19 protein-coding genes are annotated in these 19,706 nt (G+C 68.2%); 14 read left to right on the forward strand and 5 right to left on the reverse strand.

Annotated elements, in window-relative coordinates; genetic code table 11:
* Positions 1-59: 59 nt before the first annotated feature.
* The 7 genes from KXD98_RS24005 to KXD98_RS24035 are packed head-to-tail and all read left to right on the forward strand — an operon-like array spanning position 60 to position 6,980.
* A complete protein-coding gene (locus KXD98_RS24005) occupies positions 60-1,130 on the forward strand; it encodes an NAD(P)-dependent alcohol dehydrogenase (protein ID WP_260760814.1) in 1,071 nt (356 codons plus the stop codon).
* A 13-nt stretch (positions 1,131-1,143) separates the two neighbouring features.
* Positions 1,144-1,557 (forward strand): nuclear transport factor 2 family protein, encoded by a 414-nt coding sequence (locus KXD98_RS24010; protein ID WP_260760815.1) that lies wholly within the window; start codon positions 1,144-1,146, stop codon positions 1,555-1,557.
* A gap of 52 nt (positions 1,558-1,609) precedes the next feature.
* A complete protein-coding gene (locus tag KXD98_RS24015; protein ID WP_260760816.1) occupies positions 1,610-2,881 on the forward strand; it encodes a hypothetical protein in 1,272 nt (423 codons plus the stop codon).
* A 1-nt stretch (position 2,882) separates the two neighbouring features.
* The gene (locus KXD98_RS24020; RefSeq protein WP_260760817.1) at positions 2,883-3,530 is read left to right on the forward strand and encodes a DUF4129 domain-containing protein; all 648 of its coding nucleotides are present in this window, start codon (positions 2,883-2,885) and stop codon (positions 3,528-3,530) included.
* Positions 3,527-4,678 carry a DUF4350 domain-containing protein gene (locus KXD98_RS24025; protein WP_260760818.1) on the forward strand — a complete coding sequence of 384 codons (1,152 nt, stop codon included), beginning with the start codon at positions 3,527-3,529 and terminating at the stop codon, positions 4,676-4,678. Before KXD98_RS24020 ends, KXD98_RS24025 begins: the two co-directional genes overlap by 4 nt.
* A 38-nt stretch (positions 4,679-4,716) precedes the next feature.
* Positions 4,717-5,637, forward strand: coding sequence for a MoxR family ATPase (locus KXD98_RS24030; protein ID WP_260765388.1), 921 nt, complete (start codon positions 4,717-4,719; stop codon positions 5,635-5,637).
* An 11-nt stretch (positions 5,638-5,648) separates the two neighbouring features.
* Entirely contained in the window at positions 5,649-6,980 is a 1,332-nt protein-coding gene (locus tag KXD98_RS24035; RefSeq protein WP_260760819.1) for a DUF58 domain-containing protein, read from the forward strand.
* Between the two features lie 6 nt (positions 6,981-6,986).
* On the opposite strand, the gene KXD98_RS24040 is transcribed toward KXD98_RS24035, so the two are convergent.
* Positions 6,987-7,979 (reverse strand): stage II sporulation protein M, encoded by a 993-nt coding sequence (locus tag KXD98_RS24040; RefSeq protein WP_260760820.1) that lies wholly within the window; start codon positions 7,977-7,979, stop codon positions 6,987-6,989.
* 28 nt (positions 7,980-8,007) lie between these two features.
* Between KXD98_RS24040 and KXD98_RS24045 the strand changes: the two genes are divergently transcribed.
* The gene (locus KXD98_RS24045; RefSeq protein WP_260760821.1) at positions 8,008-8,862 is read left to right on the forward strand and encodes an RDD family protein; all 855 of its coding nucleotides are present in this window, start codon (positions 8,008-8,010) and stop codon (positions 8,860-8,862) included.
* A gap of 4 nt (positions 8,863-8,866) precedes the next feature.
* Here KXD98_RS24045 and KXD98_RS24050 read toward each other — a convergent pair whose 3' ends face one another.
* Positions 8,867-10,210, reverse strand: coding sequence for a carotenoid oxygenase family protein (locus KXD98_RS24050; protein WP_260760822.1), 1,344 nt, complete (start codon positions 10,208-10,210; stop codon positions 8,867-8,869).
* Positions 10,211-10,345: 135 nt separating this feature from the next.
* Here KXD98_RS24050 and KXD98_RS24055 point away from each other — a divergent pair, with 135 nt between their 5' ends.
* From KXD98_RS24055 to KXD98_RS24065, 3 genes are all read left to right on the forward strand, one after another.
* Positions 10,346-11,050 (forward strand): PadR family transcriptional regulator, encoded by a 705-nt coding sequence (locus KXD98_RS24055; RefSeq protein ID WP_260760823.1) that lies wholly within the window; start codon positions 10,346-10,348, stop codon positions 11,048-11,050.
* 76 nt (positions 11,051-11,126) lie between these two features.
* The gene (locus KXD98_RS24060) at positions 11,127-11,984 is read left to right on the forward strand and encodes an oxidoreductase (protein WP_260760824.1); all 858 of its coding nucleotides are present in this window, start codon (positions 11,127-11,129) and stop codon (positions 11,982-11,984) included.
* A gap of 36 nt (positions 11,985-12,020) precedes the next feature.
* Entirely contained in the window at positions 12,021-13,652 is a 1,632-nt protein-coding gene (locus KXD98_RS24065) for a peptide chain release factor 3 (RefSeq protein ID WP_260760825.1), read from the forward strand.
* A 15-nt stretch (positions 13,653-13,667) separates the two neighbouring features.
* Here the strand turns inward: KXD98_RS24065 and glpK are convergent, their stop codons facing one another.
* Positions 13,668-15,185, reverse strand: a complete 1,518-nt coding sequence (gene glpK, locus KXD98_RS24070; RefSeq protein ID WP_260760826.1) for a glycerol kinase GlpK — start codon at positions 15,183-15,185, stop codon at positions 13,668-13,670.
* A 9-nt stretch (positions 15,186-15,194) separates the two neighbouring features.
* Between glpK and KXD98_RS24075 the strand changes: the two genes are divergently transcribed.
* Genes KXD98_RS24075 through KXD98_RS24085 form a run of 3 tightly spaced genes read left to right on the forward strand, consistent with a single transcriptional unit; the run spans position 15,195 to position 18,141 of the window.
* Positions 15,195-15,965 carry a class I SAM-dependent methyltransferase gene (locus KXD98_RS24075; protein WP_260765389.1) on the forward strand — a complete coding sequence of 257 codons (771 nt, stop codon included), beginning with the start codon at positions 15,195-15,197 and terminating at the stop codon, positions 15,963-15,965.
* Position 15,966: 1 nt separating this feature from the next.
* The gene (locus KXD98_RS24080; protein WP_260760827.1) at positions 15,967-17,445 is read left to right on the forward strand and encodes a glutamate--cysteine ligase; all 1,479 of its coding nucleotides are present in this window, start codon (positions 15,967-15,969) and stop codon (positions 17,443-17,445) included.
* A 24-nt stretch (positions 17,446-17,469) separates the two neighbouring features.
* Positions 17,470-18,141: a cyclopropane-fatty-acyl-phospholipid synthase family protein gene (locus KXD98_RS24085; RefSeq protein ID WP_260760828.1), complete on the forward strand. Its 672-nt coding sequence runs from the start codon at positions 17,470-17,472 to the stop codon at positions 18,139-18,141.
* Here KXD98_RS24085 and KXD98_RS24090 read toward each other — a convergent pair.
* Positions 18,138-18,920, reverse strand: coding sequence for a GntR family transcriptional regulator (locus KXD98_RS24090; protein ID WP_260760829.1), 783 nt, complete (start codon positions 18,918-18,920; stop codon positions 18,138-18,140). The two genes, KXD98_RS24085 and KXD98_RS24090, sit on opposite strands and share 4 nt — an antisense overlap.
* Positions 18,921-18,922: 2 nt before the next feature.
* The gene (gene fabG, locus KXD98_RS24095) at positions 18,923-19,699 is read right to left on the reverse strand and encodes a 3-oxoacyl-ACP reductase FabG (protein WP_260760830.1); all 777 of its coding nucleotides are present in this window, start codon (positions 19,697-19,699) and stop codon (positions 18,923-18,925) included.
* Positions 19,700-19,706 lie beyond the last annotated feature (7 nt).

Raw genomic sequence — 19,706 nt, forward strand, 5'->3', positions numbered from 1 at the left:
AACCCTGCTGCCGGCAGCACACCATGACATCGACGACGACGGACTCGATGGGAGTGCAGATGAAGATGCGAGCCGCCCGGATGTACGGGTACAAACAGCCGTTGCGCCTCGAGGAGGTCGATGTGCCCAGCCCCGCCCCCCATGAGGTGCTGGTACGCGTCGGCGGGGCAGGAATGTGTCGCACCGACTTTCAGCTTGTCGACGGCTACTTCGACAATGGGCTGGCGATGGACTTTCCCATCACCCCGGGGCACGAAGTCGCCGGTTGGGTCGACGGGATGGGTTCAGCGGTGCCGAAATCCGCGGGATTGTCCGAGGGCGATCAGGTCGTGGTGTTCGGTAGCTGGGGAGATGGCGCGTGCCGACAGTGCCACGAGGGCAACGAACAGTTGTGCGCCCACGGGGTGTGGGCGGGCTTCGGCCGTCACGGCGGATACTCTGAGTACCTGCCCGTGGACTACCGGTACCTGATCAAGATGCCCGGCACCGGGGACCTTTCACCAGCGAATCTGGCGCCGTTGACCGACGCCGGTCTCACGCCATACCGCGGTCTGAAAAAGCTGCGCGAGGCCGGTCACCTGGGGCCGGGACGCACCGTGGCGGTGTCGGGTGTCGGCGGCCTCGGCAGCTACGCCGTGCAGTACGCCAAGCTGCTCGGCGGCGGTGCCCAGGTGGTTGCTCTGGCGCGTACCGACGACAAGCTCAAGATAGCCACCGACAACGGCGCCGACCACGGCATCAACGTGCGCGGCAAGGACGCCGACGGGGTCCGCACGGAGCTCGAGTCGCTGACCGGACGACCCGAACTCGACGCCGTGATCGAGTGCGCCGGCTCCGAGGAGTCGCTGCGACTGGTGTTCTCGCTGCTGGCAGCCGAGGGTGCGGTGGCCTCGGTCGGTCTGATCGGCAATCGGATCGACGTTCCGCTGTTCCCGTTGGTGGCCCGCGAATACACCTATTTCGGGTCATTCTGGGGCAATTACAACGACCTGACCGAGGTGCTCGCACTGGCCCGGGCGGGCCAGATCAGTCATTCGGTCACCCGAGTACGTTTCGACGACGTCAACGAGACGCTCGACGCGGTCGCCCGCGGTGAGGTGCTGGGGCGCGCTGTGATCGTCTACGACTGAGCAGGAGTGCGCGATGACCGACAGCGACAAGTCGCGCAACGCGAGCACGGTGCGCGCCGCGTTCGACGCCTGGGCCGCCGGCTCCGGCAGTCCCTATGACCTGCTGGCCGATGACGTTACCTGGGAGATCATGGGCAACTGTGCGGCGTCGCGGGTCTATCACGGCAAGGAGGACTTCCTGAGCTCGGTGATCCGGCCCTTCAATGCGCGCATGTCCCGGCCGCTGGTGCCGTCGATCCGCCGCATCCATGCCGACGGCGACACGGTGATCGTGTTGTTCGACGCCGAGGGTGTCGCGCGCGACGAGGTCGTCTACCGCAACACCTACGCCTGGTTCCTGACACTGGAGGGGGACCGGGTCGTCGCCGCGTCGGCCTTCTTCGACGCACTGTCGTTCGACGATCTCTGGGGCCGCCTGCCGGGTTGACGGGCGACGGGCCACGTTGTCATTTGTCACAGTGCTCGCCAAGATGGGAATCATGACCAACGACGCCGGCGGATACGGCCCCCACCCCGGCGTCCCCCCGGGCTACCCACCCCCGGGCTACCCCCCGCCGGGGTATCCCCCTCCGGGTTACGGTGCGCCGGGGTATCCGCCTCCGGGTTACGGCGTGCCGGGGTACCCACCGCCGGGCTACGGCGCGCCCGGATATCCGCCACCTGGGTACCCCCCACCGGGATACCCTCCTGCGGGCTATCCACCTCCGGGCTATGGTCGGCCGGGATACCCACCCGGCCAGTACGGGCCGGGGCCGGCCCTCAAACCCGGCATCGTGCCGCTGCGGCCGTTGATGCTGGGCGACATCTTCAACGGTGCGATCGCCTCGATGCGTGCCAATCCCAAAGCCACGCTTGGTCTCACGACGATCGTGGTGGTCGCCACCCAGTTGTTGGCGCTGGTGTTGTCGCTGTGGCCGCTGGCATTCGCCGGGTCCCTGGGCGGCGAGCTGGAGTCCAACGACATGCTGCTGCTGGCCGGCGGCTCGGGTCTGGCATCGATGGCCTCCAGCATCGCAGCGGCCGTCGCCACTGGGCTGTCGACCATCCTGCTCAGCGGCCTGCTCACGGTGGTGATCGGCCGTTCGGTGTTCGGGGCCGGAATCACCATCGGCCAAGCGTGGCAACGGTTGCGTCCCAGGGTGTGGGCGCTGATCGGGTTCAGCGTGCTGACCATGCTCGCGGTGATCCTGCTGTTCGGGGTGGTCGCGGTGATCATCGCCGGGATCGCCGTCAGCGCCGGCGGGTGGATGGGCTTTCTCGTCGGCGCACCGCTGGTGCTGGTGACCGTGGCATTCGTGGCCTACATCGCGACCATGATCACCTTCGCACCGGCTGCCATCGTGCTCGAACGCCGCGACGTCATCTCGTCGATCAAGCGGTCCTTCGCTCTGATCAAAGGTGACTTCTGGCGGGTCTTCGGTATCCGCCTGCTGGCCATGCTGGTCGCCCAGATCGTCGCCGGCGCGGTGGCCATCCCGTTCACCTTCGGCGGGGAGATCCTCATCGGCACCGCCTCGGCGACTACCACGGCGATGATCGCCCTGGTACTGATCGCGGTCGGCGGGGCGATCGGTCAGATCATCACCGGGCCGTTCAACGCCGGTGTGGTCGTGCTGCAGTACACCGATCGACGTATCCGTGCCGAGGCGTTCGACCTGGTCTTGCAAACCGGGGCTGCAGCTGGTCAGGGGGCCGATCCGGATGCATCGGCTGACTCGACCGACGATCTGTGGTTGACCGGCCAGCGCTGACGTGGCACCGGTAGATATCGACCGCGATGCGGCCCACGACGCCGCGCAGCAGGAACTCGGCAAACTGATCTATCCGAGACCGTCGCTGACCGAGCGATTCTTGAGCTGGATCGACGATCTGCTGTACCGGTTGGCCGCCGGCGCAGCCGAGATCCCCGGCGGCTGGCTCACCGTCGCGGTGCTCGCGCTGCTCACCGGGGTGGCGATCGCGGTGGCGGTGCGCATCGCGCGCCGGGCCATGCGCACCGAACGACGCTCGGCCGACACCCTGTTCGGCGACACCGAACTCAGCGCCGCCGAGCACCGCGAGATCGCCGAACGCCATGCTGCAGAAGGTAACTGGGCCGCAGCCATCCGGCACCGGGTGCGTGCGGTGGCGCGCCGGCTGGAGGAGAACGACATCCTGGGCCCGGTGCCCGGCCGCACCGCCACCGAACTGGCCGCCGCGGCCGGTGCCCTGCTTGCCGATCTGGCCGACCGGTTGAGCTCCGCGGCAACGGCTTTCAACGACGTCACCTATGGGGAACGTCCCGGCTCGCAGGAGCAGTACGCGATGATCTGCGCGCTGGACGACGATCTGGCCGGACGAACCTCCACCGCCGTCGGGTCGACGCCCGAGGCGCCGCAGGCCTGGGCGCAGGTGCGATGACCGTGACGTCGTCGACGGCCGTCGGGCCGACCGTGGGCCAGCGGGTGCGCAACGGACGCTGGATCGCGCTGGCATTGGTGGCTGTCGTCGGTGTCGCGGCGCTGACCACCTATTTGACCGCGGCGCGTCCCGGCGGTCGCCTCGATGCCAACTCCACGGGCGCCGAAGGCACCCACGCGTTGATGGCGCTGCTGCGTGATCAGGGTGTCGAGGTGGTGGTGGCCGACACCGTCGCCGACGTCGAACGGCAAGCCCGACCCGACACCTTGATCGTGGCTGCGCAGACCTTTCACCTCTACGACGACGACCAATTACGTCGGCTTGCCGAGGTGCCCGGTGACCGCCTGGTGATCGAACCCATCGGCAAGACGCGCGAACAGCTGGCACCGCTGCTGAACCGGGCTGAATCCGTGCAGTTCGGTGGCCTGTCGCCGGGCTGCGACCTGCGTGCGGCGACCCGGGCCGGCACCGTACGGTTCGGCGCCGCCGACACCTATGAGGCCGTCGACGACACCGAGGTGACGCGCTGCTACGACGGGGTTCTGGCGCGCTACCGATCCGACGGGCGCACCGTCACGGTGGTCGGCAGTGCTGATTTCCTGATGAACTCCGCGCTGCTCGACGAGGGCAATGCCGCGTTGGCGCTCAACCTCACCGGCACCCAGCCTCGAATGATCTGGTACGCACCGCAGCGCAACGAAGGATTCTCCTCCGGCGGTGGGGCCTCGGTGTCCGATCTCATCCCGCCACAGGTGGGCTGGCTGGTCTGGCAGCTGGTGGTCGCGGTCGCGCTGCTGGCGCTGTGGCGTGGCCGCCGACTGGGCCCACTGGTCGCCGAACAGTTGCCCGTCGTGGTGCGCGCATCGGAGACGGTGGAGGGCCGGGGCCGGCTCTACCGGTCTCGCCGGGCCCGTGACCGCGCCGCCGAGGCGCTGCGCACCGCGACGCTGCAGCGCATGCTGCCCCGCCTCGGTCTGGATCCCGGCGCGGCGCCGAGCACGGTCTCCCACGCCGTCGCCGGCCGCTGTGTCGGCGACCCGGCCACCATCACCCATACCCTCTATGGACCGGCGCCGGCCAGCGACACCGATCTGGTGAACTTGGCCCGCGCACTCGACGACATCGAAAGGCAGGTCGCACAGTCGTGACACAGCCCTCCACCCACGAGTCCGCCCGCAACGCGCTGATGGCGCTGCGCACCGAGATCGGCAAGGTGGTCGTCGGACAGGACGCCGTGGTCAGCGGACTGGTCATCGCGCTACTGTGCCGCGGGCATGTGCTGCTCGAGGGCGTTCCCGGGGTGGCCAAGACGCTGCTGGTGCGCACCCTGGCCGCGGCGCTGCGACTGGAGTTCAAACGCGTCCAGTTCACCCCGGACCTGATGCCCGGGGACGTCACCGGGTCGCTGGTCTACGACGCGCGCACCGCCGAGTTCGAATTCCGTGCCGGACCGGTGTTCACCAACCTGATGCTCGCCGACGAGATCAACCGAACTCCGCCGAAGACGCAGGCCGCGCTGCTGGAAGCGATGGAGGAGCGGCAGGTCAGCGTGGACGGTGATCCGCGCCGGCTGCCGGATCCGTTCATCGTGGCGGCCACGCAGAACCCGATCGAGTACGAGGGCACCTACCAGTTGCCCGAAGCTCAGCTCGACCGGTTCCTGCTCAAACTCAATGTGCCACTGCCACCGCGGGACCAGGAGATCGCGATACTGGACCGGCACGCCCGCGGATTCGATCCGCGCGACCTCTCCGCGGTGCAGCCGGTGGCCGGCCCGGCAGAGCTGGCCGCCGGCCGCGAAGCGGTCCGGCAGGTGTTGGTGGCCAACGAGGTACTCGGTTACATCGTCGATATCGTCGGCGCGACAAGGCATTCTCCGTCACTACAGCTGGGCGTTTCGCCGCGTGGGTCGACCGCGTTGCTGGCCACCGCGCGGTCGTGGGCGTGGCTTTCCGGGCGCAACTACGTCACCCCGGACGATGTCAAGGCGATGGCCAGACCCACCCTGCGTCATCGCATCGGGCTGCGCCCAGAGGCCGAGCTGGAGGGTGCCAGCGCCGACAGTGTTCTGGAAGGCATCCTCGCAGCGGTGCCGGTGCCGAGATAGGTTGTCCCGCTTTGATCCTCACGGGACGTGTCGGGTTGATCGCACTGCTGTGCGCGGTGCCGGTGGTGGCTTCGCCCAATGCGGGATTGACGTTCGCGATCCTGATGGCAGCACTGGCCGTCGCGGTGTCCGTCGACGTCGCCCTGGCCGCCGGTCCGCGGGCGCTGACGCTGGCCCGTAGCGGCAACACCTCCGCGCGCCTCGGGCAACCCGTGGCCTCTACCCTGACGGTGAACAACGGAAATCGTGCCCGGTTTCGGGGGTTCATCCGGGATGCCTGGGCTCCGAGTGCTCGCGCGCAGCCGCGCCGACATGAGGTGAATCTCGCTGCAGGACAACGTATCACCCTGCAGACACAGCTGAATCCGGTGCGACGCGGGGATCAGGTCTCGGCGTTGGTCACCGCGCGTTCGATCGGTCCGCTGGGCCTGGCGGGCCGCCAGGCCTCCCACCGGGTGCCCTGGCAGATCCGGATCATGCCGCCGTTTTTGTCCCGCAAGCACCTGCCGTCGCGGCTGGCGCGGTTGCGTGAACTGGAAGGCCTGACCCCGGTGCTGATCCGCGGTCAGGGCACCGAATTCGACTCGCTGCGTGAGTATGTCGTCGGCGACGATGTCCGATCCATCGACTGGCGCGCCACCGCGCGTCGGGCCGATGTGGTGGTGCGCACCTGGCGTCCCGAGCGAGACCGCCGCGTGGTGATCGTGCTCGACACCGGACGGACGTCGGCCGGCCGCGTGGGTGTGGATCCGACGCAGCCGGCGACCGAGGACCGGGGTGGGTGGCCTCGGTTGGACTGGTCGATGGACGCCGCGCTGCTGTTGGCGGCGCTGGCGGCACGCGCCGGCGACCATGTCGACTTCCTGGCCCACGACCGGGTCACCCGGGCCGGAGTGTTCAACGCCGGGCGCACCGAACTGCTGGCACGTCTGGTGGACGCGATGGCGCCGCTGGAGCCCGCCCTGGTCGAGTCGGATCCTCGGGCGATGGTGACGGCGATCCAGCGGCGGGTGCGCCGACGCGCACTGGTGGTGCTGCTGACCGACCTCAACTCCTCGGCGATCGACGAAGGCCTGATGACGGTCCTGCCGGCGTTGACGGCCAAGCACCGGGTGTTGCTCGCGGCAGTGGCCGACCCGCGAGTCGACACGCTGGCTGCCGGCCGCTCCGATGCGGTCGCCGTGTATGACGCCGCGGCCGCCGAGCGGGCCCGTAATGACCGTCGCGATGTCGCCGCGCGGCTTCGCGGTCACGGGGTCGAGGTGGTCGACGCCGCCCCGGACGACCTCGCGCCGGCGCTGGCCGACCACTATCTGGCGATGAAGGCCGCCGGCCGGCTGTAGCGTCTCTCAGGCCGTCGGGAGCAGGTCGGGAGCGTTGTCGATATCGCCGGTCTCCCCGGCCCGTACCGCCCTGCGGCCGAAGTGGACGACATAGCCGATGAACGCGACCTCGGCTGCCACCCCGATCGCGATGCGGGCGAAGGTCGGCAGCCCCGACGGTGTCACGAACGCCTCGACCACGCCCGCGATCAGCAGCACCGCCACCAGTCCGACAGCCACCGAGATCACCGCGCGGCCCTGCTCTGCCAGCACCTGCGTGCGCGGCCGGTCCCCCGGCGACACCACCGACCAGCCCAGCCGCATCCCCACCCCGGCGGCCAGGAACACCGCGGTCAACTCGATCAACCCGTGCGGGGTGAGCAGACCCAGGAACACATCGCCCTTGTCGGCGGAGAACATCAGACCGCCGATCACACCCAGATTCGCCGAGTTCTGGAACAACACGTAGGGAATCGGGATTCCGAGCAAAATCGAAAAGCCGATACATTGGGCCGCCACCCACGCGTTGTTCACCCACACCTGTAGCGCGAAGGACCCTGCCGGGTGCTCGCTGTAGTAGTCGGCGAAGTCGTGGTTGACCAGCTGCTCGATCTCGGCGGGGGTCCCGACCGCGGCCTGCACCTCGGGATGAGTGGCCACCCACACCCCGATCACCACCGCCACGGCGAAGAACGCGATGCCCGAGCCCAGCCACCACCGCCACGACCGGTAGGCCACCACCGGGAACGACACCGTCCAGAACCGCACGAACTCCTGCCACAACGGGGCGTGCGCGCCGCTGACCACCGATCTGGCCCGCGCGACGAGCCCGGAGAGCTTGCCGACGAGGACAGCGTCCGACGACGCCGACCGCACCATCGACAGGTGCGTGGACACCCGCTGGTACAGGTCGACGAGCTCGTCCACCTCGGCGCCACTGAGACTGCGGCGCTTTTTGACCAGCTGCTCCAGCCGGTCCCACGCCGGGCGGTTCGCCTGAACGAACGCGTCGACATCCACGAGGACCGATTTTAGTAGCGTGGCAGCTATGGTCGGTCAGCAGCAGCCCGTGGTGACCGGTGACGCGGTGGTCCTCGACATCCAGATGGCCCAGTTGCCGGTGCGCGCGCTGTCCATCCTCATCGACGTCACCGTGGTGTTTGTCGTCTATCTGGCCGGGGTCATGTTGTGGGCGCTGACGCTCTCGGAGTTCGACTCCGCGTTCTCGGCTGCGGTGCTGATCATCTTCACGGTGCTGGCGCTGGTCGGCTACCCGCTGATCTTCGAAACCGCCACCCGCGGCCGCACGCTCGGCAAGATCGTGATGGGCCTGCGGGTGGTCTCCGACGACGGCAGCCCCGAGCGGTTCCGCCAGGCGCTGTTTCGCGCGCTGGCCGGCGTCATCGAGATCTGGATGCTGACCGGCGGGCCCGCCGTCATCTGCAGCCTGCTCTCGCCGAAAGGTAAGCGGATCGGAGACATCTTCGCCGGAACCGTGGTGATCAGTGAACGAGCACCCAAGATGGCGCCACCGCCGCTGATGCCCGCACCGCTGGCCGGCTGGGCCTCGGCGCTGGAGTTGTCCGGGTTACGCCCGGAGCAGGCCGAGTTGGCGCGCCAATTCTTGGCACGCGCTGGGCAATTGCAACCGCAGATGCGCGACCAGATGGCTTACCACATCGCCACCGATGTGGTGGCGCAGATCTCACCGCCGCCGCCACCCGGCGCTCCCCCGGCCATGGTGCTGGCTGCCGTACTGGCCGAACGCCATCGCCGTGAACTGATGCGGCTGAACACGGCAGCCCCCGGTCCGCCGCAGCAGCCGCCGCAGCAGCCGGTGGCCTGGCCCACCCAGGGGCCACCAGCGGCTCCCCGTGGGGGCGGCTTCACACCGCCCTCCTGAGCGATCAGTCGGCGATCCAGTTGCCATGGAAGCCGTACGGAACTCGTTGCGGCAGATGGATTGTCGCCACCGGGTCGGCGGCGAGGTCGGACGCGTCGAGGATGACGAGATCGCTGCCGTCACGCTGCGCGTCGTAGACGTAGCCCAGATACCACCCACTGGACTCGTCAGCCGGGCCGTCGGCGGACGGCACGAACACCGCCTCCCCCGGGTTGCCCGGACCCGACGCCGGAAAGCGGTGTTCGACCGCGTCACCGGTCACCAGGTCGTGCCGCACCCAGCTGCGATCGCCGACCGACACCGCGTATCGCGCGGGTCGGGTTGCCAGCCGGTCGTCGATTCGGGGGAACTCGACGGCCCGGTCGTCGAGCTGGCGTTCGGTCACCGTCGCGGTCGCCAGGTCCACCGTCCAGGTCCAGAGCACCCCCTCGGCGTCGAAACCACCGTTTTCACGCCACAATTCGGGATAGCGAACGGCCTGCAGGACCAGCGACCGGCCGGTCGCCGATTCGGTCTCGTAGGCGTTGGCGACATGGAACACGTAGCACGGGTCGATGTCGATCCATCGCACCTGGCCGAACGGGTCGTCACGGCGCAGCAGCCCGAGCCGGGCGCCGTAGTCGTCGTCCCAGCGGTAGGGCATGTCCCCGTTGCCGCGCATCGCGATGTCGAGATCAAAGACGATGGGCAGGTCCAGGAACACCGCATAGTTCGGCGTCAGCGCGAAGTCGTGCATCATCGTCAGCGCCGGCACGTCGAGACCGCGGTTGATCACCAGCGTGCCGTCAGCGTCGACGCGGTGATAGCTGACGTGCGGGGCGAAGATGTTGCCGTAACCGAAGAAGTGCATCTCGCCGGTCGTCGGGCAGATCTTCGGGTGCGCGGTCATCGAGTCGACGAGTTGGCCGTCGAAGTCATAGGCACCGACGGTCTCCAGGTCGGTGGTGATCTCGTAGGGCAGTGACGACTCGACCAGCGCCAGCGTCTTGCCGGCGTGATTGACGACGTGGGTGTTGGCCACGCTGGCCCGCAGGTTGCGGGTGCCGTCGGCGTTGTAGAGCGGGAAGTCGGAGATGAAGCTGTCGGTGCGAACCCAGCGGTTGCGGTACCACGCGGCGCGGCCGTTCTCGATGCGCACGCCGTGGATCATGCCGTCACCGGTGAACCAGTGCCCGGTGGCGGTACGGGGGTTGGGGCCGTTACGCAGATACCAGCCGGTCAGCTCGGGCGGGATGGCGCCGTCGACGGGTAGGCCGAACTCGGTGAGTTCGTCGGCGACCGGTGCGTAGTTGCCGACGGCGAAGATCGATCCGCCCGGGTCGGCGCTGCTGGTGGTGGTTTCTGTCATGTTCGATCTCCCGCACCGAGTGGCTGTGTCGCCCAGCCTACTGATGTCTCAACACGTTGCATCGCGATAGTTTCCGATATATCGTCAATGCATCGGAAGTGACATGCTTCCCTCAACCGAAGAGGTAGAACCACCATGAAACCCCCTTTCACACCCCCATCAACTCCGTTCGGCAACCCCGGCTTCGGCTCCCCGGCGATGAACCCCAGCGTCGGCCGCGAAAGCCGACGCCAGGCCCGCCGCGAGTTCCGCGACCACCTCCGCGAACACCGCGGCGAAGCGGGATTTGGTTTCGGCCCCGGCGGTTTCGGCCCCGGCCGGCCGCCTTTCGGACCGGGCTTCGGATTCGGACCGGGCGGATTCGGACCGGGCGGCCGACGTGGCGGCGGCCGTGGCGCTGGACGTGGCCGGCGTGGTGACGTCCGCGCAGCGATCTTGAAACTGCTCACCGACCGGCCGATGCACGGCTACGAGATGATTCAAGAGATCCACGAGCGCAGCCAGCAGCTGTGGAAGCCCAGCCCCGGCTCGATCTACCCGACCCTGCAATTGCTGGTCGACGAAGGGTTGCTCACGGCGACCGAGACCGAGGGCTCCAAGAAGCTCTTCGAGCTGACCGAAGACGGTCGCGCCGCGGCCGAAAAGATCCAGACGGCCCCGTGGGACGCGATCACCGAAGACGCCGATCCCGCCGCGATGGGCCTGCGTACCGCCGCGGGTCAGCTGATGGGCGCGATCGCGCAGTCTGCGCACACCGCCACACCCGAGCAGCAGCAGCGCATCGTCGATGTGGTCAACAACGCCCGCCGCGAGATCTACCACATCCTCGGCGAAGACTGATCTCCCCCCGGCGATTTCGGCGCGCTGAGCGACGCTGAGGGTGCGCCAGCGCGCCGAAATCGCTTAGCTGTGAGGCATGGACACCTATCACCTCGGCTCTTACACCGTCGGTCGCGTCGGCTTCGGCGCCATGCAACTGCCCGGGCCCGGCGTCTTCGGGCCGCCCCGCGACCACGACCAGGCTCTGGCGGTGCTGCGTCGCGCGCTCGAGCTGGGCATCAATCACATCGACACCGCCCAGATCTATGGTCCCGACGTCGCCAACCAGCTGATCCGCGAGGCCCTGCACCCCTATCCGGCCGACCTCGCGCTGGTCAGCAAGGTGGGTGGCAAGCGTGACGACGAGGGCAACTGGCTGCCCGCCCAGGAGCCCGACGACCTGCGGGCACAGCTGGAGGAGAACCTGCGCACCCTAGACACCGACCGGCTGGCCGCGGTGAACCTGCGGATTTTCGATAGCGATGTCAACCAAGAGCTCTTCGAGCGCCAGCTCTCGGCGATGATCGCCGCGCATGACGAAGGACTGATCGCCGGAATCGGGCTGAGCAACGTCAATGCCGAGCATCTGCGAATCGCGTTGCAACGCACCGCGATCGTGTGCGTGCAGAACGCCTACAATCTGCTCGACCGAACCTCGCAGCCGGTGTTGGACCTGTGCACGGAGCACGACATCGCGTTCGTGCCGTTCTTCCCGCTGGGTTCAGGCTTCCTGCCCGACAACCCGGTGCTCAACCATCCGGCGGTGAGCCGGGCAGCGCAGAAACTGGGCCGGACGCCGGCCCAGATCGTGCTGGCGTGGACGTTGTCGGTGGCGCCCAACGTGCTGCTGATCCCGGGCACGTCCTCGCTGGCCCACCTCGAGGAGAACACCGCGGTGCGCGACATCGTGCTCGACGAGCAGACCAAACAGGTACTCGACCAGAGCAACGATTAACGCTTGGGGGACCGCGACCAATAAAATCGTCGCATAATGACGAACTCCTCCGGGGCGGCGACGGTCGCGCCGCGCTCTGACAAGGTCTCGATCGAGGCGCGCCGCCGCCGCACGTTTGCCGTCATCAGCCACCCCGACGCCGGCAAGTCCACCCTGACCGAGGCGCTGGTGCTGCACGCCAAAGCGATCACCGAAGCCGGCGCCATCCACGGCAAGGCGGGCCGACGCGCCACCGTGTCGGACTGGATGGAGATGGAAAAGGCCCGCGGTATCTCGATCACCTCCACGGCGCTGCAGTTCCCGTACACCACCAACGCCGGTGACACCTGCATCATCAACCTGCTCGACACCCCCGGCCACGCGGACTTCTCCGAGGACACCTACCGGGTGCTGACCGCGGTGGACTCCGCGGTCATGCTCATCGACGCCGCCAAGGGCCTGGAACCGCAGACGCTCAAGCTGTTTCAAGTGTGCCGGCACCGCCGCATCCCGATCATCACGGTGGTCAACAAATGGGACCGGCCGGGCCGGCACGCTCTGGAGTTGATGGATGAGATCTCCGAGCGCATCGGCCTGCGGCCCACCCCGCTGACGTGGCCGGTCGGCATCGCCGGCGACTTCAAGGGAGTGCTGGACCGACGCACCGGGAAGTTCATCCGGTTCACCCGTACCGCGGGCGGGGCCACCGCCGCCCCCGAGGAGCACATCGACGCGGCCGATGCTCACGCCGCCGCGGGCGCAGACTGGGACACCGCGGTCGAGGAATCTGAGCTGCTCAGCGCCGACGGGGCCGACTTCGACGCCGAGACATTCCTGGACTGCTCATCGACGCCGGTGCTGTTCACCTCTGCGGCACTGAATTTCGGCGTCAACCAGCTGCTCGACGTGCTCGCCCAGCTGGCACCGTCACCGAGCGGGCAGCTCGACGTCGACGGCAACCGGCGCGAGGCCGCGTCCCCGTTCAGCGCGTTCGTGTTCAAGGTGCAGGCCGGCATGGATTCGGCGCACCGTGACCGCATCGCCTACGCGCGGGTGTGTTCGGGCACCTTCGAACGGGGGGATGTGCTCACCCACGCCACCACCGGCAAGCCCTTCGTCACCAAGTACGCGCAGTCGGTGTTCGGTCAGCAGCGCTCGACGCTGGACACGGCCTGGCCGGGTGATGTCATCGGCCTGGCCAACGCGGCTGCGCTGCGACCGGGAGACACCCTCTACGCCGAGGTTGCGGTGCAGTATCCGCCCATCCCGAGCTTCTCACCCGAGCACTTCTCGGTGGCCCGCGGCTCGGATCCCAGCAAGCACAAACAGTTCCGCAAGGGTATCGAGCAACTCGACCAGGAGGGTGTGGTGCAGGTGCTGCGCTCGGACCGGCGCGGCGACCAGGCCCCTGTGCTCGCGGCGGTGGGCCCGATGCAGTTCGAGGTGGCCAGCCACCGGATGGCCGGTGAGTTCAGTGCGCCGATCACGCTGGAACCGTTGCCCTACACGGTGGCCCGGTTATGTGGCCCCGACGATGTCGAGCTGCTGGCCCGACTGCCGTCGGTGGAGGTGTTCACCCGCACCGACGGTGCGCTGCTGGCGGTGTTCGCGACCAAGTGGCGGCTGGAGACCGTGCAGCGGGACAACCCCGACCTGATGTTGCGTGAACTGGTCGCCGCGGGTCAGTAGCGCTGCGACCACACGTCAGTCGACGTCGACCCAGTCCAGGGTGCGCTCGACGGCCTTACGCCAGCCGGCATAGCCGGCTTCGCGCTGGTCCGCCGACCACTGCGGCGTCCAGCGTTTACCCTCCTGCCAGTTCGCGCGCAGATCCTCGGGTCCGTCCCAGAACCCGACGCCCAGCCCGGCGGCGTAGGCCGCGCCCAGCGCAGTCGTCTCGGCGACAACGGGTTTGACCACCTCGACGCCGAGCACATCGGCCTGGATCTGCATGCACAGGTCGTTGGCGGTGATACCGCCGTCGACCTTGAGCACTTCTAGAGTGACGCCGGAGTCGACGGCCATCGCGTCGACCACATCGCGGCTCTGGTAGCAGATGGATTCCAGCGTGGCGCGTGCCAGATGGGCGTTGGTGTTGTAGCGCGACAACCCGACGATGGCACCGCGCGCGTCGGATCGCCAGTACGGCGCGAACAGCCCGGAGAACGCCGGCACGAAGTAGACCCCGCCGTTGTCGGTGACCTGCCGGGCCAGCGCCTCGCTCTGCGACGCACCGCTGATGATGCCGAGCTGGTCGCGCAACCACTGCACCGCCGATCCGGTCACCGCAATCGAACCCTCGAGGGCGTAAACCGGTTTCGCGTCTCCGAACTGGTAGCACAACGTGGTCAACAGTCCGTTGCCGGAGCGCACGATCTCCTCACCGGTGTTGATGAGCAGGAAGTTGCCGGTGCCGTAGGTGTTCTTGGCCTCGCCGGCCTCCAGACAGACCTGACCGACCATCGCAGCCTGCTGATCGCCGAGGATCCCGGTGATCGGGATCTGGCCGTCGGCGGGTCCGGTCTCCACGGTCACGCCGTGCGGTTCTGTCGTCGACGACGGCCGGATCTGGGGCAGCATCGCGCGCGGGATACCGAAGAACCCGAGCAGTTCGTCGTCCCAGTCCAGCGTCTCGAGGTTCATCAGCATGGTGCGGCTGGCATTGGTGACGTCGGTGACGTGCACGCCGCCGCGATGCCCGCCGGTCAGGTTCCACAGCACCCAGGTGTCGGTGGTGCCGAACAGCGCGTCGCCCTTCTCCGCGTCGGCGCGCAGCCCGTCGACGTTGTCGAGCAGCCACTGCAGCTTGCCGCCGGAGAAATAGGTGGCCGGCGGCAGTCCGGCCTTGCGCCGGATCACGTCGCCGCGACCATCGCGATCCAGTGCCGAGGCGATGCGGTCGGTGCGGGTGTCCTGCCAGACGATCGCATTGTGATAGGGCCGGCCGGTGCGCCGGTTCCACACCAGCGACGTCTCCCGTTGGTTGGTGATCCCCAGCGCCGCGAGGTCGACGGTGGACAGGTTGGTGTTGTTCAGCGCCGAGGCGAGCACCGCTCCGGTGCGTTCCCAGATCTCGACCGGGTTGTGCTCGACCCACCCGGCCTTGGGCAGGATTTGCTCGTGTTCGAGCTGGTGACGACCTACTTCGGCGCCCGCGTGATCGAAGATCATGCACCGGGTGCTGGTGGTGCCCTGGTCGATTGCTGCGACGAAGTCGGCCATTCGTCCATGATGGACTACATGGCGGATCAGATTTCAGCGATGCCGCGCGGCGGCCCCGACGCGTCGTGTCTGGACCGTCTGCTGTGGACCGGCCGGCAGGAGTATCTCGACCGCGAGTGCGCCGGAGACGCCGAGCTCGAGCGCAAGAAGCGCAGCGTGATCCGGGCATTGGATTGGACCGGTGAGGTCTTCGGAAATCACGGCCGGTTCGCCAAGACCGCGCTCGACGTGGTCGCTGACGTCGCCGACCCGAAGATCCTCGAGCTGGGTGCCGGTCATGGCGCGTTGTCGCGGATACTGCTGGACTGGCATCCCACGGCGCGGCTGACGGTCACCGACGTCGACGCCGCCTCGGTGGCGGCCATGGCCGCCGGAGACCTCGGATCGCATGGCCGCACGCAGGTTCGTCAGATGGATGCCACCGCGATCGACGCGGCTGACGGGTCGTTCGACTTGGCGGTGTTCGCCCTGTCGTTTCACCACCTGCCCCCTGATGCGGCGGCGCGGGTGATCGCCGAAGGTACCCGCGCCGCGCATACCCTGCTCGTCATCGACCTACCGCGTCCGCCGGCGCCACTGCACGTGCTGCGGTTGGCCACGATGCTGCCGTGGGCGCCGCTGGTGCCCTTCGTGCACGACGGGGTGATCAGCTCGCTGCGGGCCTACAGCCCGTCCGCGCTGCGGGCGCTGGCGCGCCACGCCGGTCCCGACATCGAGGTCGAGCTGCGCGGTGGATGTCTGGGACCGCAGATCATGGTGGCGCGCCGGATAGGCTCATGACGTGGGCCAGGAGCTGAAACACGCCGAGTTCAGCCGTGAACACCGGCGTGAGTACCGGCGCAAGGTGCAGCTGTGCCTCGACGTGTTCGAGACGATGCTGGCCCAGTCCAGCTTCGACTTCGAGAAGCCGCTGACGGGCATGGAGATCGAGTGCAACCTCGTCGACTCCCAGTACCAACCGGCGATGAGCAACTCCGAGGTGCTGGCCTCGATCGCCGACCCGGCCTACCAGACCGAGTTGGGCGCCTACAACATCGAGTTCAACGTGCCGCCACGGCGGCTGCCGGGGCGGGCCGCGCTCGAGCTCGAAGACGACGTGCGCGCCAGCCTCAACGCCGCCGAGGCCAAGGCCAACGTCAGCGATGCCCACATCGTGATGGTCGGCATCCTTCCCACGCTCATGCCCCAGCATCTGACCGGCGATTGGATGAGCGAGTCGACGCGTTATCAGGCGCTCAACGACTCGATCTTCACAGCGCGGGGCGAGGACATCATGATCGACATCTCCGGCCCGGAGCGGCTCAGCCTGCAGGCTGCCACCATTGCCCCGGAATCCGCTTGCACCAGCATGCAATTGCACCTCCAGGTGTCGCCTGCCGACTTCGCCAACAACTGGAACGCCGCTCAGGTGCTGGCCGGCCCGCAGCTGGCGCTGGGCGCCAACTCGCCATTCTTCCTCGGCCATCACCTGTGGGCCGAGACCCGCATCGAGTTGTTCGCCCAAGCCACCGACACCCGGCCCGAGGAACTCAAGGCCCAAGGCGTGCGACCGCGGGTGTGGTTCGGCGAGCGTTGGATCACCTCGATCTTCGATCTGTTCGAGGAGAACGTGCGCTATTTCCCGTCCCTGTTGCCGGAGCTCTCCGACGAGGACCCGGTCGCCGAGCTGGCAGCCGGGCGCACACCTCGGCTGGCCGAGCTGCGCTTGCACAATGGAACCATCTACCGGTGGAACCGCCCGGTCTACGACATCGTCGATGGCCGCCCGCACCTGCGGGTGGAGAACAGGGTGCTGCCCGCCGGCCCCAGCGTGATCGACATGATGGCCAACTCGGCGTTCTACTACGGGATGCTGCGCACCCTGTCCGAGGAGGACCGCCCGGTGTGGACCCAGATGAGTTTCGCTGCGGCAGAACACAACTTCGTCCAGGCCGCACAGTTCGGCATGAACTGCCGGATGTACTGGCCCGGGCTGGGCGAGGTGACACCCGACGAGTTGATCCTGCGCAAGCTGTTGCCGCTGGCCGACGAGGGGCTACGGCGCTGGGAGGTGGCCGCCGAAGTCCGCGACCGCTATCTCGGGGTGATCGAGGGCCGCGCCAAGACCGGCCGCAACGGCGCGACCTGGCAGGCCCACACCGTCGACGCGCTGCAGGGCCGGGGTATGAGCCGGCCGGATGCGTTGGCCGAGATGCTACGGCTGTATTGCGTGCACATGCACGGCAACGAACCGGTGCACACCTGGGACATCCCGGATTGACCTGCCGTCGGTACGGTTGTGCTCATGACCGAAGTGATGGACTGGGACAGCGCCTACCGCGGGGAAGGGGACTTCGAGGGTGAGCCCCCCTGGAACATCGGCGAACCCCAACCCGAGCTGGCGGCGTTGTGGCGGGCCGGACGATTCCGCAGCGAGGTCCTCGACGCCGGGTGCGGGCACGCCGAGCTGTCGTTGGCGCTGGCCGCCGACGGATACACGGTGACCGGGGTCGACGTCAGCCCCACCGCGGTCGCCGCGGCCACCACCGCGGCCGCCGAGCGCGGCCTGTCGGACCGGGCGAGGTTCGTCGCGGCCGATATCACCGCGCTGGACGGGTTCGACAACCAGTTCGCGACCGTGGTCGACAGCACCCTGTTCCACTCACTGCCCGTCGAGTCCCGCGACGCCTATCTGCGGTCGATCCACCGGGCCGCCGCGCCGGGCGCCGGCTATTTCGTGCTCGTCTTCGCCAAGGGCGCGTTCCCCGAGCAGATGCAACCCGGACCCAACGAGGTTTCCGAAATCGAACTGCGCGAAGCTGTTTCCAGGTACTGGGTGATCGACGACATCCGGCCCGCCCTGATCCACTCGAATGTGCCGCGCACGGCGGGTCCGCCGCCGCCGCTGGACCTTCTCGACGAGAGTGGACGGCTGCGGATGCAGGCCTTCCTGCTCTCGGCGCACAAGCAGTCTTAGGCCGTGACCGGCAGCGTCGCGGCGCCGCGGACCGACCGATGCACCGCCGGCGCCTCGCAACGACTGCGCGCGGTGAGTCTGATCCGATCGGCGCGAAACAGGTCATAGGCGTACTCGAACGGACGATCTGCGCCGTCGCGGGTCACCCGGGTGATGGCCAGCAGCGGCTTACGCTCGGCGATCTGGAGCCATTCGGCCTCCCGCGGACTGGCGTTGACCACCTCGATCGTCTCTGTGGTGTCGGCTGGTGTCAGTCCGTAGCGCACCCGCAGCAGCTCGTACAGGGAACCGCCGAGCGGCTGTTCGAGCAGGTCGGCCACATCGTCCGCGACGAAGCACGCGCTATCCAACGACAGCGGCACCCCGTCGGCGTAGCGCAGCCGACGAACGGTGATGACGTCGCAGCCCTGGGCGATCTCGAGAGCCTGGGCCTCGATCTGGGTGGCCGGACGGCGGCTCGTACCCAATACGGTGCTGGCACTGGTGTGACCGCTGTCGTGCAGTCGTGCAGGCAATCCGGTCAGTTCGGCCGCGTGGCGCTCCACGACATCGGCACGCACGAAGGTCCCCCCGCTGCGGCCGGGCCGGCGTTCCAGCACCCCGGCCTGGCTCAGCGGCAGCAACGCACTGCGCAGCGTGGAACGTGAGACCGCGAGCGCCGCGGCCATCTCGCGTTCGGTGCCCAACCGTGAACCCGGCTGCAGCGCCCCCTGGGCGAGCAGGGACAGGATCCGTCGGCGCACCTCTTCGGCCACCGGCCCGCCCGTCGAACCCGACATGATCAGCCGGCCACCGCGTCCAACGACTCCGGCAGCACCTGGCCGCCGTCGACGGCAATGGCCTGGCCGGTGATGTAGCCGGCCTCGCGGCTGGCCAGAAACGCGGCCAGATAGCCGATGTCCTCGGGTTCGCCCAATGCACCGACCGGAATGCTGCGGGCCATCCCGGCGATGTAGTCCTCACCCATGGCGACCATGCCCTCGCTCATGATGTTGCCGGGCAGGATCGCGTTGACCGTGATCTTGTGCGGCGCCAGTTCGATGGCAGCGGTGCGCATGAAGCCCAGTTGTGCTGCCTTGGTGGCGCCGTAGTGTGACCATCCCGGGTATCCGGTGATCGGCCCGGTGATCGACGAGGTCAGGATCACCCGACCACGGCCCGAGGCGATCAGCGCGCTCAGGCAGGCCTGCACGGCAAAGAACGTGCCGTTGACGTTGACGGCGAAGATCTCGGCGAGCTGCTCGGGCGTCATGGTGGCCAACGGGGCTTCGGGAAAGATGCCGGCGTTGGCGCACACCACATCGAGGCCGCCGAAGGCGTCCACCACCGCCGTGACCATGTCGTCGCACGCCGAGCGGTCGCACACGTCGGTCGCCACCCCGATGACCTTGCCCGGGCCCAGCCCGTCGAGCGCGGCGACACAGTCGTCGAGGTCGGTGACCGAGCGGGCCGCCACGGCCACGTTCGCGCCGGCGAGGGCGAAGACCTTGGCGATACCGCGTCCGATCCCTTTGCTGCCCCCGGTGACAAGCACAGCACGGTCCTGCACATCGAACATGTTTCTC

Origin of the sequence: Mycobacterium sp. SMC-4, from assembly GCF_025263265.1 — a bacterium.
Taxonomy (GTDB): Bacteria; Actinomycetota; Actinomycetes; order Mycobacteriales; family Mycobacteriaceae; genus Mycobacterium.